Source organism: Pseudomonas syringae group sp. 247E2 (assembly GCF_032587795.1).
In the GTDB taxonomy this organism is placed as follows: domain Bacteria; phylum Pseudomonadota; class Gammaproteobacteria; order Pseudomonadales; family Pseudomonadaceae; genus Aquipseudomonas; species Aquipseudomonas amygdali.
In genome coordinates this window covers 1-19,486 of sequence record NZ_JAWHPK010000001.1, presented here as the reverse complement: position 1 = coordinate 19,486, position 19,486 = coordinate 1, and the positions used below count along the sequence as shown (strand labels likewise).

The 19,486-nt window shown below is 54.8% G+C and carries 15 protein-coding genes and 4 tRNA genes; all 19 read right to left on the bottom strand.

Annotation, left to right across the window (positions count from 1 at the left end):
• Positions 1-60: 60 nt before the first annotated feature.
• Complete coding sequence (gene tuf / locus RYC18_RS00095; RefSeq protein ID WP_003369027.1) at positions 61-1,254, bottom strand: elongation factor Tu; 1,194 nt, start codon at positions 1,252-1,254, stop codon at positions 61-63.
• 31 nt (positions 1,255-1,285) lie between these two features.
• The gene (gene fusA / locus RYC18_RS00090; protein WP_004666356.1) at positions 1,286-3,391 is read right to left on the bottom strand and encodes an elongation factor G; all 2,106 of its coding nucleotides are present in this window, start codon (positions 3,389-3,391) and stop codon (positions 1,286-1,288) included.
• A gap of 30 nt (positions 3,392-3,421) precedes the next feature.
• Positions 3,422-3,892 carry a 30S ribosomal protein S7 gene (rpsG, locus tag RYC18_RS00085; RefSeq protein WP_002555493.1) on the bottom strand — a complete coding sequence of 157 codons (471 nt, stop codon included), beginning with the start codon at positions 3,890-3,892 and terminating at the stop codon, positions 3,422-3,424.
• Positions 3,893-4,014: 122 nt separating this feature from the next.
• Complete coding sequence (gene rpsL / locus RYC18_RS00080) at positions 4,015-4,386, bottom strand: 30S ribosomal protein S12 (protein WP_002555494.1); 372 nt, start codon at positions 4,384-4,386, stop codon at positions 4,015-4,017.
• 198 nt (positions 4,387-4,584) lie between these two features.
• Entirely contained in the window at positions 4,585-8,784 is a 4,200-nt protein-coding gene (gene rpoC, locus RYC18_RS00075; protein WP_316882019.1) for a DNA-directed RNA polymerase subunit beta', read from the bottom strand.
• A gap of 64 nt (positions 8,785-8,848) precedes the next feature.
• Entirely contained in the window at positions 8,849-12,922 is a 4,074-nt protein-coding gene (rpoB, locus tag RYC18_RS00070) for a DNA-directed RNA polymerase subunit beta (protein WP_003317110.1), read from the bottom strand.
• Between the two features lie 221 nt (positions 12,923-13,143).
• Positions 13,144-13,509 (bottom strand): 50S ribosomal protein L7/L12, encoded by a 366-nt coding sequence (gene rplL / locus RYC18_RS00065; protein ID WP_002555497.1) that lies wholly within the window; start codon positions 13,507-13,509, stop codon positions 13,144-13,146.
• A gap of 79 nt (positions 13,510-13,588) precedes the next feature.
• On the bottom strand, positions 13,589-14,089 hold the full coding sequence (gene rplJ / locus RYC18_RS00060; protein ID WP_003431816.1) for a 50S ribosomal protein L10: 501 nt from the start codon (positions 14,087-14,089) through the stop codon (positions 13,589-13,591).
• Between the two features lie 201 nt (positions 14,090-14,290).
• Positions 14,291-14,986: a 50S ribosomal protein L1 gene (gene rplA / locus RYC18_RS00055; RefSeq protein ID WP_002555499.1), complete on the bottom strand. Its 696-nt coding sequence runs from the start codon at positions 14,984-14,986 to the stop codon at positions 14,291-14,293.
• Positions 14,986-15,417: a 50S ribosomal protein L11 gene (gene rplK / locus RYC18_RS00050; RefSeq protein ID WP_002555500.1), complete on the bottom strand. Its 432-nt coding sequence runs from the start codon at positions 15,415-15,417 to the stop codon at positions 14,986-14,988. The genes rplA and rplK overlap by 1 nt, the downstream gene beginning before the upstream one ends.
• A 118-nt stretch (positions 15,418-15,535) precedes the next feature.
• Positions 15,536-16,069, bottom strand: a complete 534-nt coding sequence (gene nusG, locus RYC18_RS00045) for a transcription termination/antitermination protein NusG (RefSeq protein ID WP_002555501.1) — start codon at positions 16,067-16,069, stop codon at positions 15,536-15,538.
• Between the two features lie 9 nt (positions 16,070-16,078).
• The gene (gene secE / locus RYC18_RS00040) at positions 16,079-16,447 is read right to left on the bottom strand and encodes a preprotein translocase subunit SecE (RefSeq protein ID WP_002555502.1); all 369 of its coding nucleotides are present in this window, start codon (positions 16,445-16,447) and stop codon (positions 16,079-16,081) included.
• A 46-nt stretch (positions 16,448-16,493) separates the two neighbouring features.
• A tRNA-Trp gene (locus tag RYC18_RS00035) sits at positions 16,494-16,569 on the bottom strand.
• A gap of 165 nt (positions 16,570-16,734) precedes the next feature.
• A tRNA-Thr gene (locus tag RYC18_RS00030) sits at positions 16,735-16,810 on the bottom strand.
• A gap of 26 nt (positions 16,811-16,836) precedes the next feature.
• Positions 16,837-16,910, bottom strand: a tRNA-Gly gene (locus RYC18_RS00025).
• A 24-nt stretch (positions 16,911-16,934) separates the two neighbouring features.
• Positions 16,935-17,019: transfer RNA gene (locus RYC18_RS00020), tRNA-Tyr, on the bottom strand.
• Between the two features lie 142 nt (positions 17,020-17,161).
• On the bottom strand, positions 17,162-17,590 hold the full coding sequence (locus tag RYC18_RS00015) for a hypothetical protein (protein ID WP_005745989.1): 429 nt from the start codon (positions 17,588-17,590) through the stop codon (positions 17,162-17,164).
• Positions 17,591-17,597: 7 nt separating this feature from the next.
• Entirely contained in the window at positions 17,598-18,347 is a 750-nt protein-coding gene (locus RYC18_RS00010; RefSeq protein WP_005781959.1) for a pantothenate kinase, read from the bottom strand.
• Positions 18,337-19,296 carry a bifunctional biotin--[acetyl-CoA-carboxylase] ligase/biotin operon repressor BirA gene (birA, locus tag RYC18_RS00005; RefSeq protein ID WP_005781957.1) on the bottom strand — a complete coding sequence of 320 codons (960 nt, stop codon included), beginning with the start codon at positions 19,294-19,296 and terminating at the stop codon, positions 18,337-18,339. Before birA ends, RYC18_RS00010 begins: the two co-directional genes overlap by 11 nt.
• Positions 19,297-19,486 lie beyond the last annotated feature (190 nt).

Genomic DNA, 19,486 nt, shown 5'->3' with positions numbered 1-19,486 from the left:
TAGGTGTCAACCCAATAAAAAAGCCCCCGCGTTGCGGGGGCTCTTTTTGGGAATCAACGCTTACGCGATGATTTTGGCCACGACGCCAGCGCCGACGGTACGACCGCCTTCACGGATTGCGAAACGCAGACCATCTTCCATTGCGATTGGCTTGATCAGGGTAACGGAAACTTTAACGTTATCACCTGGCATAACCATTTCTACGCCTTCCGGCAGTTCGCAGCTACCAGTTACGTCGGTAGTACGGAAGTAGAACTGTGGACGGTAGCCTTTGAAGAACGGAGTGTGACGACCGCCTTCTTCTTTGCTCAGAACGTAGATTTCAGCTTCGAACTGAGTGTGCGGCTTGACGGTGCCTGGCTTGACCAGAACCTGGCCACGCTCAACGTCGTCACGCTTGGTACCACGCAGCAGAACGCCGCAGTTCTCGCCAGCACGACCTTCGTCGAGCAACTTACGGAACATTTCAACACCGGTGCAGGTGGTGACGGTAGTGTCACGCAGACCAACGATTTCCAGTGGATCCTGAACCTTGACGATACCGCGCTCAATACGACCAGTCACAACAGTACCGCGACCGGAGATCGAGAACACGTCTTCGATTGGCATCAGGAACGGCTTGTCGGTCAGACGAACTGGTTCTGGAATGTAGGAGTCCAGTGTTTCAACCAGTTTACGAACGGCAGTGGTGCCCATTTCGTTGTCGTCTTTACCTTCCAGAGCCATACGAGCAGAACCGATGATGATCGGAGTGTCGTCGCCTGGGAAGTCGTAAGTGCTCAGCAGATCGCGCACTTCCATCTCAACCAGTTCCAGCAGCTCAGCGTCGTCTACCAGGTCAGCCTTGTTCAGGAAAACCACGATGTACGGAACGCCAACCTGACGGGACAGCAGGATGTGCTCACGGGTTTGTGGCATCGGACCATCAGCGGCCGAACAAACCAGAATCGCGCCGTCCATCTGGGCAGCACCGGTGATCATGTTCTTCACGTAGTCAGCGTGACCTGGGCAGTCAACGTGAGCGTAGTGACGGATCAACGATTTGTATTCAACGTGCGCGGTATTGATGGTAATACCACGAGCTTTCTCTTCCGGTGCGCTGTCGATCTTGTCGAATTCAACAGCAGCCGAACCGAAAACTTCGGAGCAGACGCGAGTCAGAGCAGCGGTCAGCGTGGTTTTACCGTGGTCAACGTGACCAATGGTGCCAACGTTGACGTGCGGGAGGGAACGATCAAATTTTTCTTTAGCCACGACAAATAACTCCTAGCCTAAAGGCGCTGAATCAGCCTTGTTTTTTGGTTACAGTTTCGACGATGTGCGACGGAGCTGTATTGTATTTTTTGAATTCCATAGAGTAGCTTGCGCGACCTTGGGACATGGAGCGAACGTCGGTCGCATAACCGAACATCTCACCCAACGGAACCTCGGCACGAATTACTTTGCCGGAAACCGTATCTTCCATACCCAGGATCATGCCGCGACGGCGGTTAAGGTCGCCCATCACGTCACCCATATAGTCTTCAGGCGTAACAACCTCTACCGCCATGATCGGCTCAAGCAACTCACCACCGCCCTTCTGGGCCAGTTGCTTGGTCGCCATGGAAGCAGCCACCTTAAACGCCATCTCGTTCGAGTCGACGTCATGGTAGGAACCATCAAACACGGTAGCCTTCAGGCCGATCAGCGGATAGCCGGCAACAACGCCGTTCTTCATCTGCTCTTCGATACCCTTCTGGATAGCCGGGATGTATTCCTTGGGAACAACACCACCTACCACTTCGTTTACGAATTGCAGACCTTCCTGACCTTCGTCAGCAGGTGCAAAACGGATCCAGCAGTGACCGAACTGGCCACGACCGCCGGATTGACGAACGAACTTGCCTTCGATTTCACAATTCTTCGTGATGCGCTCACGATAGGAAACCTGAGGCTTGCCGATGTTGGCTTCGACGTTGAACTCACGGCGCATCCGGTCAACCAGGATGTCCAGGTGCAGCTCGCCCATGCCAGAGATGATCGTTTGACCAGTCTCTTCATCAGTCTTGACGCGGAAAGAAGGGTCTTCCTGAGCAAGTTTGCCCAGAGCGATACCCATTTTTTCCTGGTCATCCTTGGTTTTTGGCTCAACGGCAACCGAAATAACCGGCTCCGGGAAGTCCATGCGAACCAGGATGATTGGCTTGTCAGCGTTGCACAAGGTCTCACCAGTGGTGACATCCTTCATGCCGATCAAGGCCGCGATGTCACCAGCGCGAACTTCCTTGATTTCTTCGCGGGCGTTTGCGTGCATTTGCACCATACGACCCACACGCTCTTTCTTGCCTTTCACCGAGTTGATCACGCCGTCGCCGGATGCCAACACGCCCGAGTAAACGCGGACGAAAGTCAAGGTACCCACGAATGGGTCGGTAGCGATCTTGAACGCCAAAGCCGAGAACGGCTCGTTGTCGTCTGCATGACGCTCCATCAGGACTTCTTCGTTATCAGGATCGGAACCCTTGATAGCTGGAATGTCGGTCGGAGCCGGCAGGTAGTCGATCACGGCGTCGAGAACCAGGGGAACACCCTTGTTCTTGAAGGAAGAACCGCAAACAGCAAGAACGATCTCACCAGCGATAGTACGCTGACGCAGAGCGGCCTTGATTTCCTCGTTGGTGAGCTCTTCACCTTCGAGGTACTTGTTCATCAGCTCTTCACTGGCTTCGGCAGCAGCCTCAACCATGTTGCTGCGCCACTCGTCAGCCAGTTCCTGCAGTTCAGCAGGGATAGGCTCACGGCGTGGAACCATACCCTTGTCGGCATCGTTCCAGTAAACAGCTTCCATGGACATCAGATCGATCTGACCCTGGAAGTTGTCTTCGGCACCAATGGCCAACTGGATCGGCACCGGGGTGTGGCCCAGACGCTGCTTGATCTGAGCGATTACGCGCAGAAAGTTTGCACCAGCACGGTCCATCTTGTTCACGTAAACGATACGTGGAACACCGTACTTGTTGGCCTGACGCCATACGGTTTCGGACTGCGGCTCTACGCCGGAAGTGCCACAGAACACAACGACCGCGCCGTCGAGTACACGCAGGGAACGCTCAACTTCAATGGTGAAGTCAACGTGGCCCGGGGTGTCAATAACGTTGAAACGGTATTGGTCTTTGTGTTGCTTCTCGGAACCCTGCCAGAAGGCAGTAATAGCAGCAGAAGTAATGGTAATACCACGCTCCTGCTCCTGAACCATCCAGTCCGTGGTCGCGGCGCCGTCATGCACCTCGCCCATTTTGTGGCTTTTGCCGGTGTAAAAAAGGACGCGCTCGGTGGTGGTGGTTTTACCAGCATCCACGTGAGCAACGATACCAATGTTACGGTAGCGGCCAATCGGAGTAGTACGAGCCATAAAGCCCTCGCAAAATTAGTGACGCTGAAATTAGAAGCGGTAGTGCGAGAAAGCCTTGTTGGCCTCAGCCATACGGTGCACGTCTTCACGCTTCTTGACCGCAGCACCTTTACCTTCGGCGGCGTCCAGCAGTTCGCCAGCCAAACGCAGCGCCATTGACTTCTCACCGCGCTTGCGCGCGAAGTCTACCAGCCAACGCATTGCCAGAGCATTACGACGGGACGGACGAACTTCGACAGGAACCTGGTAAGTAGCACCGCCTACACGGCGCGACTTTACTTCGACCAGCGGAGCGATGGCGTCGAGAGCTTTCTCGAAGATTTCCAGGGGGTCGCTGTTCTTGCGTTCTTTAACCTTTTCCAGCGCGCCATAAACGATACGCTCGGCAACGGCTTTCTTGCCGCTTTCCATAACGTGGTTCATGAACTTGGCCAGGATCTGGCTGCCGTATTTTGGATCGTCAAGCACTTCGCGCTTGGCTGCTACGCGTCTTCTTGGCATGGATAAGCCCTCAAACGGTCTTCAGGTTAGCTCGGGACCACCATCCTGCAAGGGATGCGCCCGACCTTACTCTTATCGACTCAGAAAAATAGAAATCTGCAATTTCACACAGAAGCCAAAAACTACTTAGGCTTCTTGGTACCGTATTTCGAGCGACCCTGGTTACGGCCTTTAACGCCGGAAGTATCCAGAGAACCACGAACGGTGTGATAACGAACACCTGGCAAGTCTTTTACACGACCGCCACGGATCAGTACCACGCTGTGCTCTTGCAGGTTGTGACCCTCACCACCGATGTACGAGGAAACCTCGAAACCGTTGGTCAGGCGCACACGGCAGACTTTACGCAATGCCGAGTTAGGTTTTTTCGGCGTGGTGGTATACACACGAGTGCACACACCGCGACGTTGCGGGCAGTTCTGCAGCGCAGGCACGTCGGATTTCTCGACGATACGCTTACGCGGCTGACGTACCAGCTGGTTGATAGTTGCCATCTACTAGCTCCACTGTTGTCTTGCGACGCTATTGTCTTACAAGAAAAGCAAATGACAGGGCACAAGCCCCGCCAAATTTAGGGGTACAAGAGTCTAAAGAGGATCCCGCCCCCAGTCAAGACAAAGCCCCGACATCCTCAAGAGGCAAACAACACGAAAACGTGCTGTCTGCCAGATGAAAATGCCGAGGCTTTAGTCTCAATTACCGCTGGAGTTCAACGCTTCAGTCAGAGCGGCTTCTACTTCGCTCGCGCTGACACGGGTCGGTTTGTCCATTTCACGACGACGCTTGCGCTCGCTGTGATAAGCCAGACCGGTACCGGCCGGGATCAGACGACCCACAACCACGTTTTCCTTCAGGCCGCGCAGATAATCGCGCTTGCCAGTCACAGCCGCCTCGGTCAGCACGCGGGTTGTCTCCTGGAAGGAGGCCGCGGAGATGAACGACTCGGTGGACAGCGATGCCTTGGTGATACCCAGCAACACGCGAGTGAACTTGGAGACAAACTTGTCTTCCGTGCTCAGACGCTCGTTTTCTACCAGTACGTGAGTCAATTCCATCTGGTCGCCCTTGATGAAACTGGAATCGCCAGACTCGGCAATTTCAACCTTGCGCAACATCTGACGCAGAATCGTCTCGATGTGCTTGTCGTTGATCTTCACGCCTTGCAGACGGTATACATCCTGAATCTCGTTGACGATGTACTTGGCCAGCGCACTCACACCCAGCAGACGCAGGATGTCGTGTGGATCGCTAGGACCGTCGGAGATAACTTCGCCGCGGTTCACTTGTTCGCCTTCGAAGACGTTCAGGTGACGCCACTTCGGAATCAGCTCTTCGTACGGATCGCTACCGTCGTTCGGGGTAATGACCAGACGGCGCTTGCCCTTGGTCTCTTTACCGAATGCGATGGTACCGCTGACTTCTGCAAGGATCGACGCCTCTTTCGGACGACGGGCTTCGAACAGGTCGGCAACACGCGGCAGACCACCGGTGATGTCACGAGTCTTCGAAGTTTCCTGCGGAATACGAGCGATAACATCACCGATCGCGATCTGCGCACCGTCAGCAACACCGACCAGGGCGTTGGCCGGCAGGAAGTACTGAGCAGGTACGTCAGTACCCGGCAACAGCAGATCCTTGCCATCCAGACCGACCATCTTCACAGCAGGACGGATGTCCTTGCCGGCAGCCGGACGGTCTTTGGCGTCAAGCACTTCAATGTTGGTCATACCGGTCAATTCGTCTGTCTGACGCTTGATCGTGATGCCTTCTTCCATGCCGACGTAGGTAACAGTACCTTTCATCTCGGTAACGATTGGGTGAGTGTGCGGATCCCACTTGGCCACGATCGAACCAGCGTCGACCTTGTCGCCTTCCTTCACCGAAATCACTGCACCGTATGGCAGCTTGTAACGCTCACGCTCGCGACCGAAGTCATCAGCGATGGCCAGTTCACCGGAGCGGGATACCGCAACCAGGTGACCGTCAACACGCTCAACGTGCTTCAGGTTGTGAAGACGGACAGTACCGCCATTCTTCACCTGAACGCTGTCGGCTGCCGAGGTCCGGCTTGCCGCACCACCAATGTGGAACGTACGCATTGTCAGCTGGGTACCCGGCTCACCGATCGACTGTGCAGCGATTACGCCGACAGCTTCACCGATGTTAACCAGGTGACCGCGAGCCAGGTCGCGACCGTAGCACTTGGCACAGATGCCGTAGCGCGTTTCACAGCTGATTGGCGAGCGAACGATCACTTCGTCGATGCTGTTCAGCTCGATGAACTCGACCCACTTCTCGTCTACCAGTGTGCCAGCAGGAACGATGACGTCTTCTGTGCCCGGCTTGAACACGTCACGGGCGATAACCCGACCCAGTACGCGCTCACCCAGCGGCTCTACAACGTCACCGCCTTCAATGTGCGGAGTCATCAGCAGACCGTGCTCGGTACCGCAATCCACCTCGGTAACGACCAGATCCTGAGCAACGTCTACCAGACGGCGAGTCAGATAACCGGAGTTAGCGGTTTTCAGTGCGGTATCCGCAAGACCCTTACGAGCACCGTGAGTGGAGATGAAGTACTGAAGTACGCTCAAACCTTCACGGAAGTTCGCAGTGATCGGCGTTTCGATGATGGAGCCGTCAGGCTTGGCCATCAGACCACGCATACCAGCCAACTGACGAATCTGGGCAGCAGAACCACGCGCACCGGAGTCAGCCATCATGTACATCGAGTTGAAGGATTCCTGGTCAACTTCGACGCCATGACGATCGATGACCTTCTCTTTCGAGAGGTTCGACATCATTGCCTTGGACACTTCGTCGTTGGCCTTGGACCAGAGGTCGATCACCTTGTTGTACTTCTCGCCCTGGGTTACCAGGCCGGAGGCGTACTGACTTTCGATCTCTTTAACTTCTTCGGTGGCCGCGTCGATGATGCGAGCTTTTTCATCCGGGATAACGAAGTCGTTAACGCCGATGGAAACACCCGAAATGGTCGAGTAGGCAAAACCGGTGTACATCAACTGGTCAGCGAAGATCACGGTCTCTTTCAAACCAACCACGCGGTAGCACTGGTTGATCAGCTTGGAGATCGCCTTCTTCTTCATAGGCTGGTTGACGACGTCGTAGGACAGGCCGGCCGGAACCACCTGGAACAGCAGCGCACGGCCGACAGTGGTGTCGACGATACGGGTGTTCTTGACGCTGCCACCGTCACGGTCGTTGACCGTTTCGTGGATACGAACCTTGACCTTGGCATGCAGAGCCGCTTCGCCGGCGCGGAATACGCGGTCGACTTCCTGCAGGTCCGCAAACACACGACCTTCGCCCTTGGCGTTGATCGCTTCACGAGTCATGTAATACAGACCCAGTACAACGTCCTGCGAAGGAACGATGATTGGCTCACCGTTGGCTGGCGACAGAATGTTGTTGGTCGACATCATCAGCGCACGCGCTTCGAGCTGAGCTTCCAGCGTCAAAGGTACGTGAACGGCCATCTGGTCGCCGTCGAAGTCGGCGTTGTACGCAGCACAGACCAGCGGGTGCAGCTGAATAGCCTTACCTTCGATCAGTACTGGTTCAAACGCCTGGATGCCCAGACGGTGAAGCGTTGGCGCGCGGTTCAGAAGCACCGGGTGTTCGCGAATTACTTCAGCAAGAACGTCCCAGACCTCTGGCAGCTCGCGCTCGACCATCTTCTTGGCAGCTTTGATGGTCGTGGCCAGGCCACGCATTTCCAGCTTGCCGAAAATGAACGGTTTGAACAGCTCGAGAGCCATTTTTTTCGGCAGACCGCACTGGTGCAGACGCAGGGTCGGACCTACGGTAATTACCGAACGGCCCGAGTAGTCAACGCGCTTACCGAGCAAGTTCTGACGGAAACGACCCTGCTTACCCTTGATCATGTCAGCCAAGGACTTCAGAGGACGCTTGTTGGAACCTGTGATCGCACGACCGCGACGACCGTTGTCGAGCAGCGCATCGACCGCTTCCTGCAGCATGCGCTTTTCGTTGCGCACGATGATGTCGGGAGCAGACAGATCCAGCAGACGCTTCAGACGGTTGTTACGGTTGATCACTCGACGATACAGATCGTTGAGGTCGGACGTCGCGAAACGGCCACCGTCAAGCGGAACCAGAGGACGCAGATCTGGCGGCAGAACCGGCAGAACGGTCAGCACCATCCACTCAGGGAGGTTGCCGGAACCCTGGAAGGCTTCCATCAATTTCAGACGCTTGGACAGCTTCTTGATTTTGGTTTCGGAATTGGTTTGCGGAATTTCTTCACGCAGACGGCCAATTTCGTGCTCCAGATCAATAGCGTGCAGCAGTTCGCGGACAGCCTCGGCACCCATGCGGGCGTCGAAGTCATCACCGAACTCTTCAAGGGCTTCGAAGTATTGCTCGTCGTTCAGCAGCTGACCTTTTTCAAGGGTAGTCATGCCTGGATCGATAACGACATAGCTCTCGAAGTAGAGAACGCGCTCGATATCACGCAGGGTCATGTCCATCAGCAAGCCGATACGGGACGGCAGCGATTTCAGGAACCAGATGTGCGCAACCGGCGAAGCCAGCTCGATGTGAGCCATGCGCTCGCGACGAACCTTGGCCAGTGCTACTTCAACACCGCATTTTTCGCAGATGACACCGCGGTGCTTCAGGCGCTTGTACTTACCGCACAGGCACTCGTAATCTTTTACCGGGCCAAAGATCTTGGCGCAGAACAGACCGTCACGCTCAGGCTTGAACGTACGGTAGTTAATGGTTTCCGGCTTTTTAACTTCACCGAACGACCAAGAGCGGATCATCTCAGGCGATGCAAGTCCGATACGGATTGCGTCGAACTCTTCGACTTGACCCTGGTTTTTCAGCAAATTCAGTAGGTCTTTCAAGGCTTTTCCTCCTGGCGGAGCAGGGAGCAGGCAATACCGCCCTGCCCCCGATTCGCGTCACGTGTTATTCGGTTTCCAGATCGATATCGATACCGAGCGAACGGATTTCTTTGATCAACACGTTGAAAGACTCGGGCATGCCCGGCTCCATACGGTGATCGCCGTCCACGATGTTTTTGTACATCTTGGTACGACCGTTCACATCGTCCGACTTCACTGTGAGCATTTCCTGCAGAGTGTACGCCGCGCCGTATGCTTCCAGCGCCCACACTTCCATCTCCCCGAAACGCTGACCACCGAACTGTGCCTTACCACCCAGCGGCTGCTGGGTAACCAGGCTGTACGAACCAGTGGAACGCGCGTGCATCTTGTCGTCCACCAAGTGGTTCAGCTTCAGCATGTACATGTAGCCAACCGTTACAGCACGTTCAAACTTGTTGCCGGTACGACCGTCGAACAGCTGCATCTGGCCGCTTTCCGGCATATCTGCCAGCTTGAGCATTGCCTTGATTTCGCTTTCCTTGGCACCGTCGAAAACCGGGGTAGCCATCGGTACGCCGTTACGCAGGTTCTTCGCGAGGTCCAGAATCTCGTTGTCGGTGAGGTCTTCCAGAGACTCCTGACGACCGCCGATTTCGTTATAGATCTCGTTGAGGAACTTACGCAGCTCAGCAACTTTACGCTGCTCTTCAAGCATGCGGTTGATCTTCTCGCCCAGACCTTTGGCCGCGAGGCCCAGGTGAGTTTCGAGAATCTGACCAACGTTCATACGCGAAGGTACGCCCAGCGGGTTGAGGACGATATCGACCGGCGTGCCATTGGCATCGTGCGGCATGTCTTCAACCGGCATGATCACGGAGACCACACCCTTGTTACCGTGACGACCGGCCATCTTGTCGCCCGGCTGGATGCGACGACGGATTGCCAGGTAGACCTTGACGATTTTCAGAACGCCTGGAGCCAGGTCATCGCCTTGCTGCAGTTTGCGTTTCTTGTCTTCGAACTTGTCATCCAGAAGACGGCGACGATCAACGATGTAGGCCTGAGCTTTCTCAAGCTGCTCATTCAGAGCATCTTCAGCCATGCGCAGTTTGAACCACTGACCATGCTCAAGACCATCAAGCACTTCGTTGGTGATTTCCTGACCTTTCTTGAGGCCAGCACCGCCTTCGGCTACACGACCCACCAGCGCAGAGCGCAGACGTTCGAAAGTAGCGCCTTCGACAATACGGAACTCTTCGTTCAGATCCTTACGGATCTCGTCGAGTTGCGACTTCTCGATGGACAGGGCACGCGCATCACGCTCGACGCCATCACGGGTGAAGACCTGAACGTCAATGACAGTACCCTTGGTGCCGGTCGGCACGCGCAGGGAAGTATCTTTAACGTCGCTGGCTTTCTCACCGAAAATCGCGCGCAACAGTTTTTCTTCCGGAGTCAGCTGGGTCTCGCCTTTCGGAGTGACCTTGCCCACCAGGATGTCGCCGGCGCCAACCTCGGCACCTACATAAACGATACCGGCTTCGTCCAGCTTGTTCAGAGCCGCTTCACCCACGTTCGGGATGTCGGCGGTGATCTCTTCAGGCCCAAGCTTGGTGTCACGAGCCACACAGGTCAGTTCCTGAATGTGGATCGTTGTGAAGCGATCTTCTTGAACTACACGCTCGGAGAGGCAGATGGAGTCTTCGAAGTTGAAACCGTTCCAGGCCATGAACGCGATGCGCATGTTCTGACCCAGAGCCAGCTCACCCATATCGGTGGACGGACCGTCGGCCATGATGTCGCTACGCTGAACACGGTCACCCTTGCTGACCAGCGGACGCTGGTTGATGCAGGTGTTCTGGTTCGAACGGGTGTATTTGGTCAGGTTGTAGATGTCTACACCTGCCTCACCTGTTTCTACTTCGTCATCGGCAACGCGAACAACGATACGGCTGGCGTCGACAGAGTCGATCACGCCGCCACGACGAGCCACGACGCAAACGCCGGAGTCGCGAGCAACGTTGCGCTCCATGCCAGTACCTACCAGCGGCTTGTCGGCACGCAGGGTCGGTACAGCCTGACGCTGCATGTTCGAACCCATCAATGCGCGGTTGGCGTCATCGTGCTCGAGGAACGGGATCAGCGATGCGGCTACCGACACAACCTGCTTGGGCGAAACGTCCATCAGGGTGACATCGGCTGGTGCCTTGACGGTGAATTCGTTCAAGTGACGCACAGCAACCAGCTCGTCGATCAGCTCTTGCTTGTCGTTCATTGCAGCCGAAGCCTGAGCAATGACGTGGTCCGCTTCTTCGATCGCCGAAAGGAAAACGATTTCTTCGGTTACCAGACCTTCCTTGACCACACGGTACGGGCTCTCAAGGAAGCCGTACTGGTTGGTGCGAGCATAAGCCGCCAAGGAGTTGATCAGACCGATGTTCGGACCTTCAGGCGTCTCGATCGGGCAAACACGGCCGTAGTGAGTCGGGTGAACGTCTCGAACTTCAAAGCCAGCACGCTCACGCGTCAGACCGCCAGGGCCGAGTGCAGAAACACGGCGCTTGTGAGTGATCTCGGACAGCGGGTTGTTCTGGTCCATGAACTGGGAAAGCTGGCTGGAACCGAAGAATTCCTTGACCGCCGCCGCAACAGGCTTGGCGTTGATCAGGTCCTGAGGCATCAGGCCTTCGCTTTCTGCCATGGACAGGCGCTCTTTGACAGCGCGCTCGACACGGACCAGACCTACACGGAACTGGTTCTCGGCCATCTCACCAACGCAACGAACGCGACGGTTACCGAGGTGGTCGATGTCATCGACGATGCCTTTGCCGTTACGGATATCAACGAGGGTCTTGAGGACCGCTACGATGTCTTCCTTGCACAGCACGCCCGAGCCTTCGATTTCGGTACGACCGATACGACGGTTGAACTTCATCCGGCCTACAGCAGACAGGTCGTAACGCTCAGGACTGAAGAACAGGTTGTTGAACAGTGTTTCAGCGGCATCCTTGGTTGGCGGCTCGCCAGGACGCATCATGCGATAGATCTCGACCAGCGCTTCCAGTTGGTTGCTGGTGGAGTCGATCTTCAGCGTGTCAGAGACGAACGGACCGCAGTCGATGTCGTTGGTGTACAACGTTTCGATGCGAACGACCTGAGCCTTGGCGATCTTGGCCAGGATTTCAGTGTTCAGCTCGGTGTTGCACTCGGCAATGATCTCACCGGTTGCCGGATGCACGATGACCTTGGCAGTAGTACGACCCAGGACGTAGTCCAGAGGTACTTCCAGCTCTTTGATCCCGGCTTTTTCCAGCTGGTTGATGTGACGAGCGGTAATACGGCGACCCTGCTCGACAATGACCTTGCCCTTGTCGTCCAGAATATCCAGAACGGCAATTTCACCACGCAGGCGCTGAGGCACCAGTTCCAGGCTCAGGTTTTCGCCGCGCACATGGAATACGTTGGTGGTGTAGAAAGCATCGAGCACTTGCTCGGTGGTATAACCCAGAGCGCGCAGAAGTACGGATGCAGGCAGCTTGCGACGACGGTCGATACGGACGAATACGCAGTCTTTCGGATCGAACTCGAAGTCCAGCCACGAACCGCGGTAAGGAATGATACGAGCGGAGTAAAGCAGCTTACCGGAGCTGTGCGTCTTGCCACGGTCGTGGTCGAAGAATACGCCAGGCGAGCGGTGAAGCTGAGACACGATAACGCGCTCGGTGCCATTGATTACGAAGGTACCGTTTTCAGTCATCAGGGGGATTTCACCCATGTAGACTTCTTGCTCTTTGATGTCCTTGATCGCTTTGTTCGACGATTCTTTGTCGAAAATGATCAGACGGACCTTGACCCGCAGAGGTACTGCGTAAGTCACACCGCGCAGCACGCATTCCTTGACATCAAATGCCGGTTCGCCCAAGCGATAACCTACATACTCCAGCGCAGCATTGCCGGAGTAGCTGATGATCGGGAAAACGGATTTGAAGGCTGCATGCAGACCGACGTCGCGGAACTGATCTTTGGTCGCTCCCGCCTGCAGGAATTCGCGATACGAATCCAGCTGGATGGCCAAGAGATACGGCACATCCATTACGTCCGGCAACTTGCTAAAGTCCTTGCGGATACGTTTTTTCTCAGTATATGAGTAAGCCATCAGCGTTCCCCAGCTTGGTCACCTGCTTGTTTGGCTCCCTCCCGACGGAAGCAGCCAGAAAATCTTGCAAACCCCTTGGTTTGCGCCACCGCCATCGGTGGATACCGCACATTACAGACGTTGACAGCGCCAATCGTCTATAACGGAAAAAGGCCGGTGGCAAAAGCCACCAGCCATCAGCCTTTCGCTAATCGCGTGGGCTGGACACTCAAAGTCGGTGCTTATTTCAGCTCGACTTTAGCGCCTGCTTCTTCCAGAGTAGCTTTGGCTTTGTCAGCTGCGTCTTTGGCAACAGCTTCCAGAACCATTGCTGGCGCGCCGTCAACGACTGCCTTGGCTTCTTTCAGGCCCAGACCGGTCAGTTCACGTACTGCCTTGATCACGTTAACTTTCTTCTCGCCAGCTTCCAGCAGCATGACGTTGAATTCAGTTTGTTCTTCAACAACAGCAGCAGCAACAGCTGGACCAGCCGAACCGGCAGCAGCGGTAACGCCGAACTTCTCTTCGAACGCCTTGATCAGCTCTACAACCTGCAGAACGGACATTTCAGCTACGGCGTTAAGGATATCGTCTTGAGAGATGGACATGACTCAATTTCCTGAATTGGGGGACGGCCTACGCGACCATCAAAATAAACAAAAATACGCGAAAAGATCTGACTCAGCCTTAGGCTGCAGCTGCTTCTTTTTGGTCGCGAACAGCCGCCAGAGTACGAGCCAACTTGCTGGTAGCGCCTTGAATCACGCTCATCAGCTGAGAAATTGCTTCGTCACGGGTCGGCAGGCTTGCCAGTACATCGATCTGATTAGCTGCGAGGAACTTGCCCTCGAACGCAGCTGCCTTGATCTCGAACTTGTCCTGACCTTTAGCGAATTCCTTGAACAGACGGGCAGCAGCGCCAGGATGTTCATTGGAGAACGCGATCAAGGTCGGGCCAGTGAACACGTCGTTGAGGACACTGAATTCAGTGTCAGCAACAGCGCGCTTGAGCAGGGTGTTACGTACAACACGTACGTAAACGCCAGCTTCACGAGCCTCTTTACGGAGTCCGGTCATTGCGCCAACCGTCACGCCACGGGCATCAGCCACGACAGCGGACAGACCAGCTTTGGCAGCCTCGTTGACTTCAGCGACGATGGCCTTCTTGTCTTCGAGTTTAATTGCCACGGGTTTAACTCCTGCTTGTTACCGTTTCATCCGACCGAAGCCAGATGTCGTTTTGGTGTCTGATTCGGTAAGGAACCGGGAGCACCATCTGCGTAGGCTTGTGGTTTAAGACTTGCGTCGCCTACGGTCTTGGATAGCCCCCGCCAGGCAGGGACCCCAATCTTTCAAACGGTACGGCATCAATCACCGTACCATTTTGTCTTACGCTTCCAACGAACCCTGGTCGATGACCAGGCCTGGGCCCATAGTGGTGCTCAGGGTGATGCGCTTGACGTAAATACCTTTCGAAGAAGCAGGCTTGATACGCTTCAGATCAGCGATCAGGGCTTCAACGTTTTCCTTCAGCTTGACAGCGTCAAAACCGACCTTGCCAACGGAAGTGTGGATGATGCCGTTTTTGTCGGTACGATAACGAACCTGACCAGCCTTGGCGTTCTTGACGGCGTTAGCAACGTCAGGAGTAACAGTGCCGACTTTCGGGTTTGGCATCAGACCGCGAGGACCGAGAACCTGACCCAGCTGACCCACAACGCGCATTGCGTCAGGGGAAGCGATAACGACGTCATAGTTCAGATCGCCAGCTTTCATTTCAGCGGCCAGATCGTCCATACCAACGCGGTCAGCACCGGCAGCCAGAGCAGCTTCAGCAGCAGGACCCTGGGTGAAAACTGCAACGCGTACAGTCTTACCGGTACCGTGTGGCAGAACAGTAGCGCTACGTACAACCTGGTCGGATTTACGAGGATCGACACCCAGGTTAACAGCAACGTCTACAGACTCGCTGAACTTGACAGTCGACAGCTCGGTCAGCAGAGCAGCAGCGTCTACGAAGTTGTAGGATTTACCAGCTTCGATCTTGCTGGCGATTGCCTTTTGACGCTTGGTCAGCTTAGCCATTACACACCCTCCACGTTAAGGCCCATGCTACGAGCGGAACCGGCGATGGTACGCACGGCCGCTTCCATGTCAGCTGCAGTCAGATCCGCATTTTTTGCTTTAGCGATATCTTCCAGCTGAGCACGAGTCACGGTGCCAACTTTAACGGTGTTCGGGCGAGCCGAGCCGCTGGTCAAGCCTGCAGCTTTCTTCAGCAGAACCGATGCAGGGGTACTTTTTGTTTCGAAAGTGAAGCTACGGTCGCTGTATACAGTGATGATCACTGGAGTCGGCAAGCCTGGTTCAATACCCTGAGTACGGGCGTTGAACGCTTTGCAGAATTCCATGATGTTCACACCGTGCTGACCCAGAGCAGGACCAACTGGCGGGCTTGGGTTAGCCTGAGCGGCTTTCACTTGCAGCTTGATGTATGCGGTTATCTTCTTGGCCATGAGGCACTCCAATTACGGGTTCAAGCGCCAATAAAGGCTCCCCGGTTACTTACGCGTATATCCCAGTGACGAAAAAACCCCACAGCCTTGGGCTGCGGGGTATGGGATTCCAGCTCAGTTATGCCTTTTCGACCTGACTGAACTCTAGCTCTACCGGGGTAGAGCGTCCGAAAATGAGCACCGCCACTTGAATCCGGCTCTTTTCGTAGTTAACTTCTTCAACCGTGCCATTGAAATCGGCGAACGGACCGTCGGTGACACGAACAACCTCACCCGGCTCGAACAGCGTTTTTGGCTTCGGCTTGTCGCTACCGTCAGCGACACGACGCAGAATTGCTTCTGCTTCTTTGTCAGTGATCGGAGCAGGCTTATCTGCGGTACCGCCGATGAAGCCCATGACACGCGGGGTGTCCTTGACCAAGTGCCAAGTACCCTCATTCATGTCCATCTGAACAAGCACATAACCTGGGAAGAACTTGCGTTCGCTTTTGCGTTTCTGGCCATTACGCATTTCAACCACTTCTTCAGTGGGAACCAGAATTTCGCCGAAGCCATCTTCCATGCCTGCCAGCTTCACACGCTCGATCAACGAGCGCATGACATGCTTCTCGTAACCCGAGTAAGCATGCACTACGTACCAACGCTTAGCCACGGGACACCCTTAGCCAACTATCAAGGAAACAAGCCAGCCGAGCAGGGAATCAAGCCCCCACAACAGCAACGCCATAACCAGCACAACTGCCACAACGATCAACGTGGTTTGAGTGGTTTCTTGGCGAGTAGGCCATACGACTTTACGAATCTCAGCGCGAGCTTCTTTCGCCAAAACGAAGAAGGCTTTACCCTTACCGGTCTGCAGCGCAACAAATGCAGCTGCAGCAGCAATCACAAGGAGAGCAAGAACGCGGTACAGGATCGGCTCAGCAGAATAATACTGATTACCGACAACACCCACGACAACCAAAACGACTACCAGGAGCCACTTCAGCATATCAAAGCGAGAGTCTGATGCTTCAGCCTTGGGATTCATCTACGGAGATCCTGTGAAAAGAAAGCCAGATTACATCTAGGAAATCTGGCAGGTCAGGAGGGAATCGAACCCCCAACCTACGGTTTTGGAGACCGTCGCTCTGCCAATTGAGCTACTGACCTAAAAGCAAAATCAGGCCGACCATTATGCGGACCTGACGAGAGTTTTTCAACACCTTATTCAGGGAGCGCCTTACAGGTGACGCACTCCGAACAAGCTTCAAGCGGATCACGCACAGCGCAACCACCTAAAACAAAGGCAGATATTTTCATATCTGCCTTTAGCAATGGAGCTCTTGAGCGGATTTGAACCGCTGACCTCACCCTTACCAAGGGTGTGCTCTACCAACTGAGCTACAAGAGCAAAACACAATGCATGAACCACAAACCTGGAGCGGGTAGCGGGAATCGAACCCGCATCATCAGCTTGGAAGGCTGAGGTTCTACCACTAAACTATACCCGCGCAATTTGCAGATCGCGCTAAATCTGGTGGAGGGGGAAGGATTCGAACCTTCGAAGTCGTAGACGTCAGATTTACAGTCTGATCCCTTTGGCCGCTCGGGAACCCCTCCTAAGCGAGGCAGCATTCTCAACTCATGCTGCCCTTCTGTCAACCTTTTTCTCAGTAAAAACCTGAGGTTACATGCGTTGACTACTACCACCCCGTTCGCGAGACTTTCACCTCGCTGCGAAGCGGGCGCCATTCTATGTAAACTACTCAGCAGTTGCAATGCCCTCGCACGACATTATTTGATTTTTTAATTGTGGGAAATCCTGACTCAATTGATTGATCACACCTGCCTCCACAAGACGTCGGCTTTCCGGGGCAATCCTTAACCAGTAGGCCGTCGCCCCATTCGTTTGCAGCGACTGAAATTGAGACTGGATATCCAGACTGTTCAAGCGCTGCTCCACCAGGCGAGCATCCTCTTGCCTCGCAAAGCCACCGACATACAGGCACTTCGTGTCGGCATCATGCGACATGCGCCCCGCATCCGACTCACTAAGCAGGCGAATATCCTGCTGAGGAGCGCGATGCAACGACAATGGCATGACCTCTTTAGCCCTGAGCGGAGCCTCCTGCTGATGCCAGAGGTAATAAAAGGCATTAAGCATCAACAGCAGAAGAAATAACCAACGCATAGAGACCTCAACGCAAAGGGCAGGCCAGAGCCAGACCCACGAAGACCAGATCAGGAACAATACGAGCCCCCGGCAGTACATCCGCAACCAGCGCAGCATCCCCGCCAGTCACAAAAATAGCAAAATCGTTGCCCCAGTACCCCTGCGCTATCTCAATCTGAGTCAATGCAAACCCACGAAGCATCAACGAGCAGCCGCGCTCTACGGCCTCTGCAGTTGCACGCCCTGGAACAAGACGGGCAAGGGCTTTTTCAGCCTCTGTGTCGTCATATCTGATGCGACGGGTATGAGTACGCAACTGATTGCGCATCAAGGGCATTCCAGGACAGATAAAGCCACCGAGATGCGCACCACCGGCGTCTACAAAATCAGACGTCACAGCAGTTCCCAGATCAATCACCAGGCACGCGCTTCTGGCGAGATGGTAAGCACCTACGAAAGCCAGCCAGCGGTCCAGCCCCAGACGCGCGAAGTCGTCATAGCCATTTATCACGCCAGCAAGCTCTTGAGCAGGTTCCGCGCAGACAGCCGCAACGGAAAAGGTGTCAGCCAGCAAAGAGACAAGCCTCGCCGTTTCTTCGGCACTACGCACACTCACCAGACGGCAGTCAGTGAATGATGTGTCAGGCAGATTACTCAAGTGCATCAGCAAGGCAGCATCGGAGTCCACAACGCCGCCGCTAATCACTGCCGCATCGTTCTTCGCAGTTATCCGCCACTTGATGAAGCTGTTGCCACAGTCGAGCTCAAGAATCATCTCGCAACCTCAGGCTGAGCTCGCCACCACTAAAGCTCTTCTCTACCCCATTCACTTCCAAACGCAACGCTCCAAGCGAGTCGACCCCCAACACTACCCCTTCAACTGCCTCAGCGCCTGAAAGCAATCTGACAGCAGCTCCCTGCCACAAATGTCCGCGCTCCCACTCATCCTGAAAAGCCACGAAGCCTTCTTTGCGATGAACTGCCAGAAGAGACTCAAGCTGACTGCTTATAAGGGCTGCAATCCGATTCCGATCAGCAAGGCTGCCCGTTTCGAGTCGAATCGACGTCCATAGCTGATCCACTTCGCTCGATGACCGCATGTTCACGTTCACCCCTATTCCGATGATCACATGACAAACGTCTGCCGGATCCCCAACAAGCTCGAGCAAAATGCCAGCAATCTTCTGTCTTCCGACCAGCACATCATTAGGCCATTTCAGGCCCGCGCCTTGAACCCCAATGTCGCGCAGTACGTTCATCACAGCCAATCCGACCAAAAGGCTGAGACCTTCCAGCTGACGCATTCCACCATCAATGCGCAGGACCAGACTGTAATAAAGGTTCTCGGCAAATGGACTTACCCACTTTCGACCCCGCCTCCCCCTTCCCGAGGTTTGCTGCTCGGCCACCACCAGTAAAGGCATGGGAGCCCCGCGAGCAATCAGACGCGTGGCCTCTGCATTGGTTGAGTCGATAGTGTCGTAAGTGCGTACAGACCAGCTGGCGGGGAATCCGCACTGAGCTATGCCAGCGGGGCTTAAAAGCGAAATAGGCGTTGCCAGTCGATAACCCCGTCCGCGCACTTTATGCACCTCTATGCCCAGGTCAGCTTCAAGCTGCTGAAGCTGCTTCCAGACCGCACTGCGGCTTATGCCGAGGGCATTGCCTAATACCTGTCCAGAATGAAATGCACCATCGGCAAGAAGCTTTAACAAGGTCAGCATTTGGAGTCGCCCGGCAATGAGGCACGCATAATAGCCACGCAGAGGCATGCTGCATAGAAACGAAAACGTATTTTCATGGCAGTTTTTGTGCAGCAGAAAAACAAAAACCCTCAACGCGTAAGCGATGAGGGTTTCTGGAATTTAATCTTGACGATGACCTACTCTCACATGGGGAAACCCCACACTACCA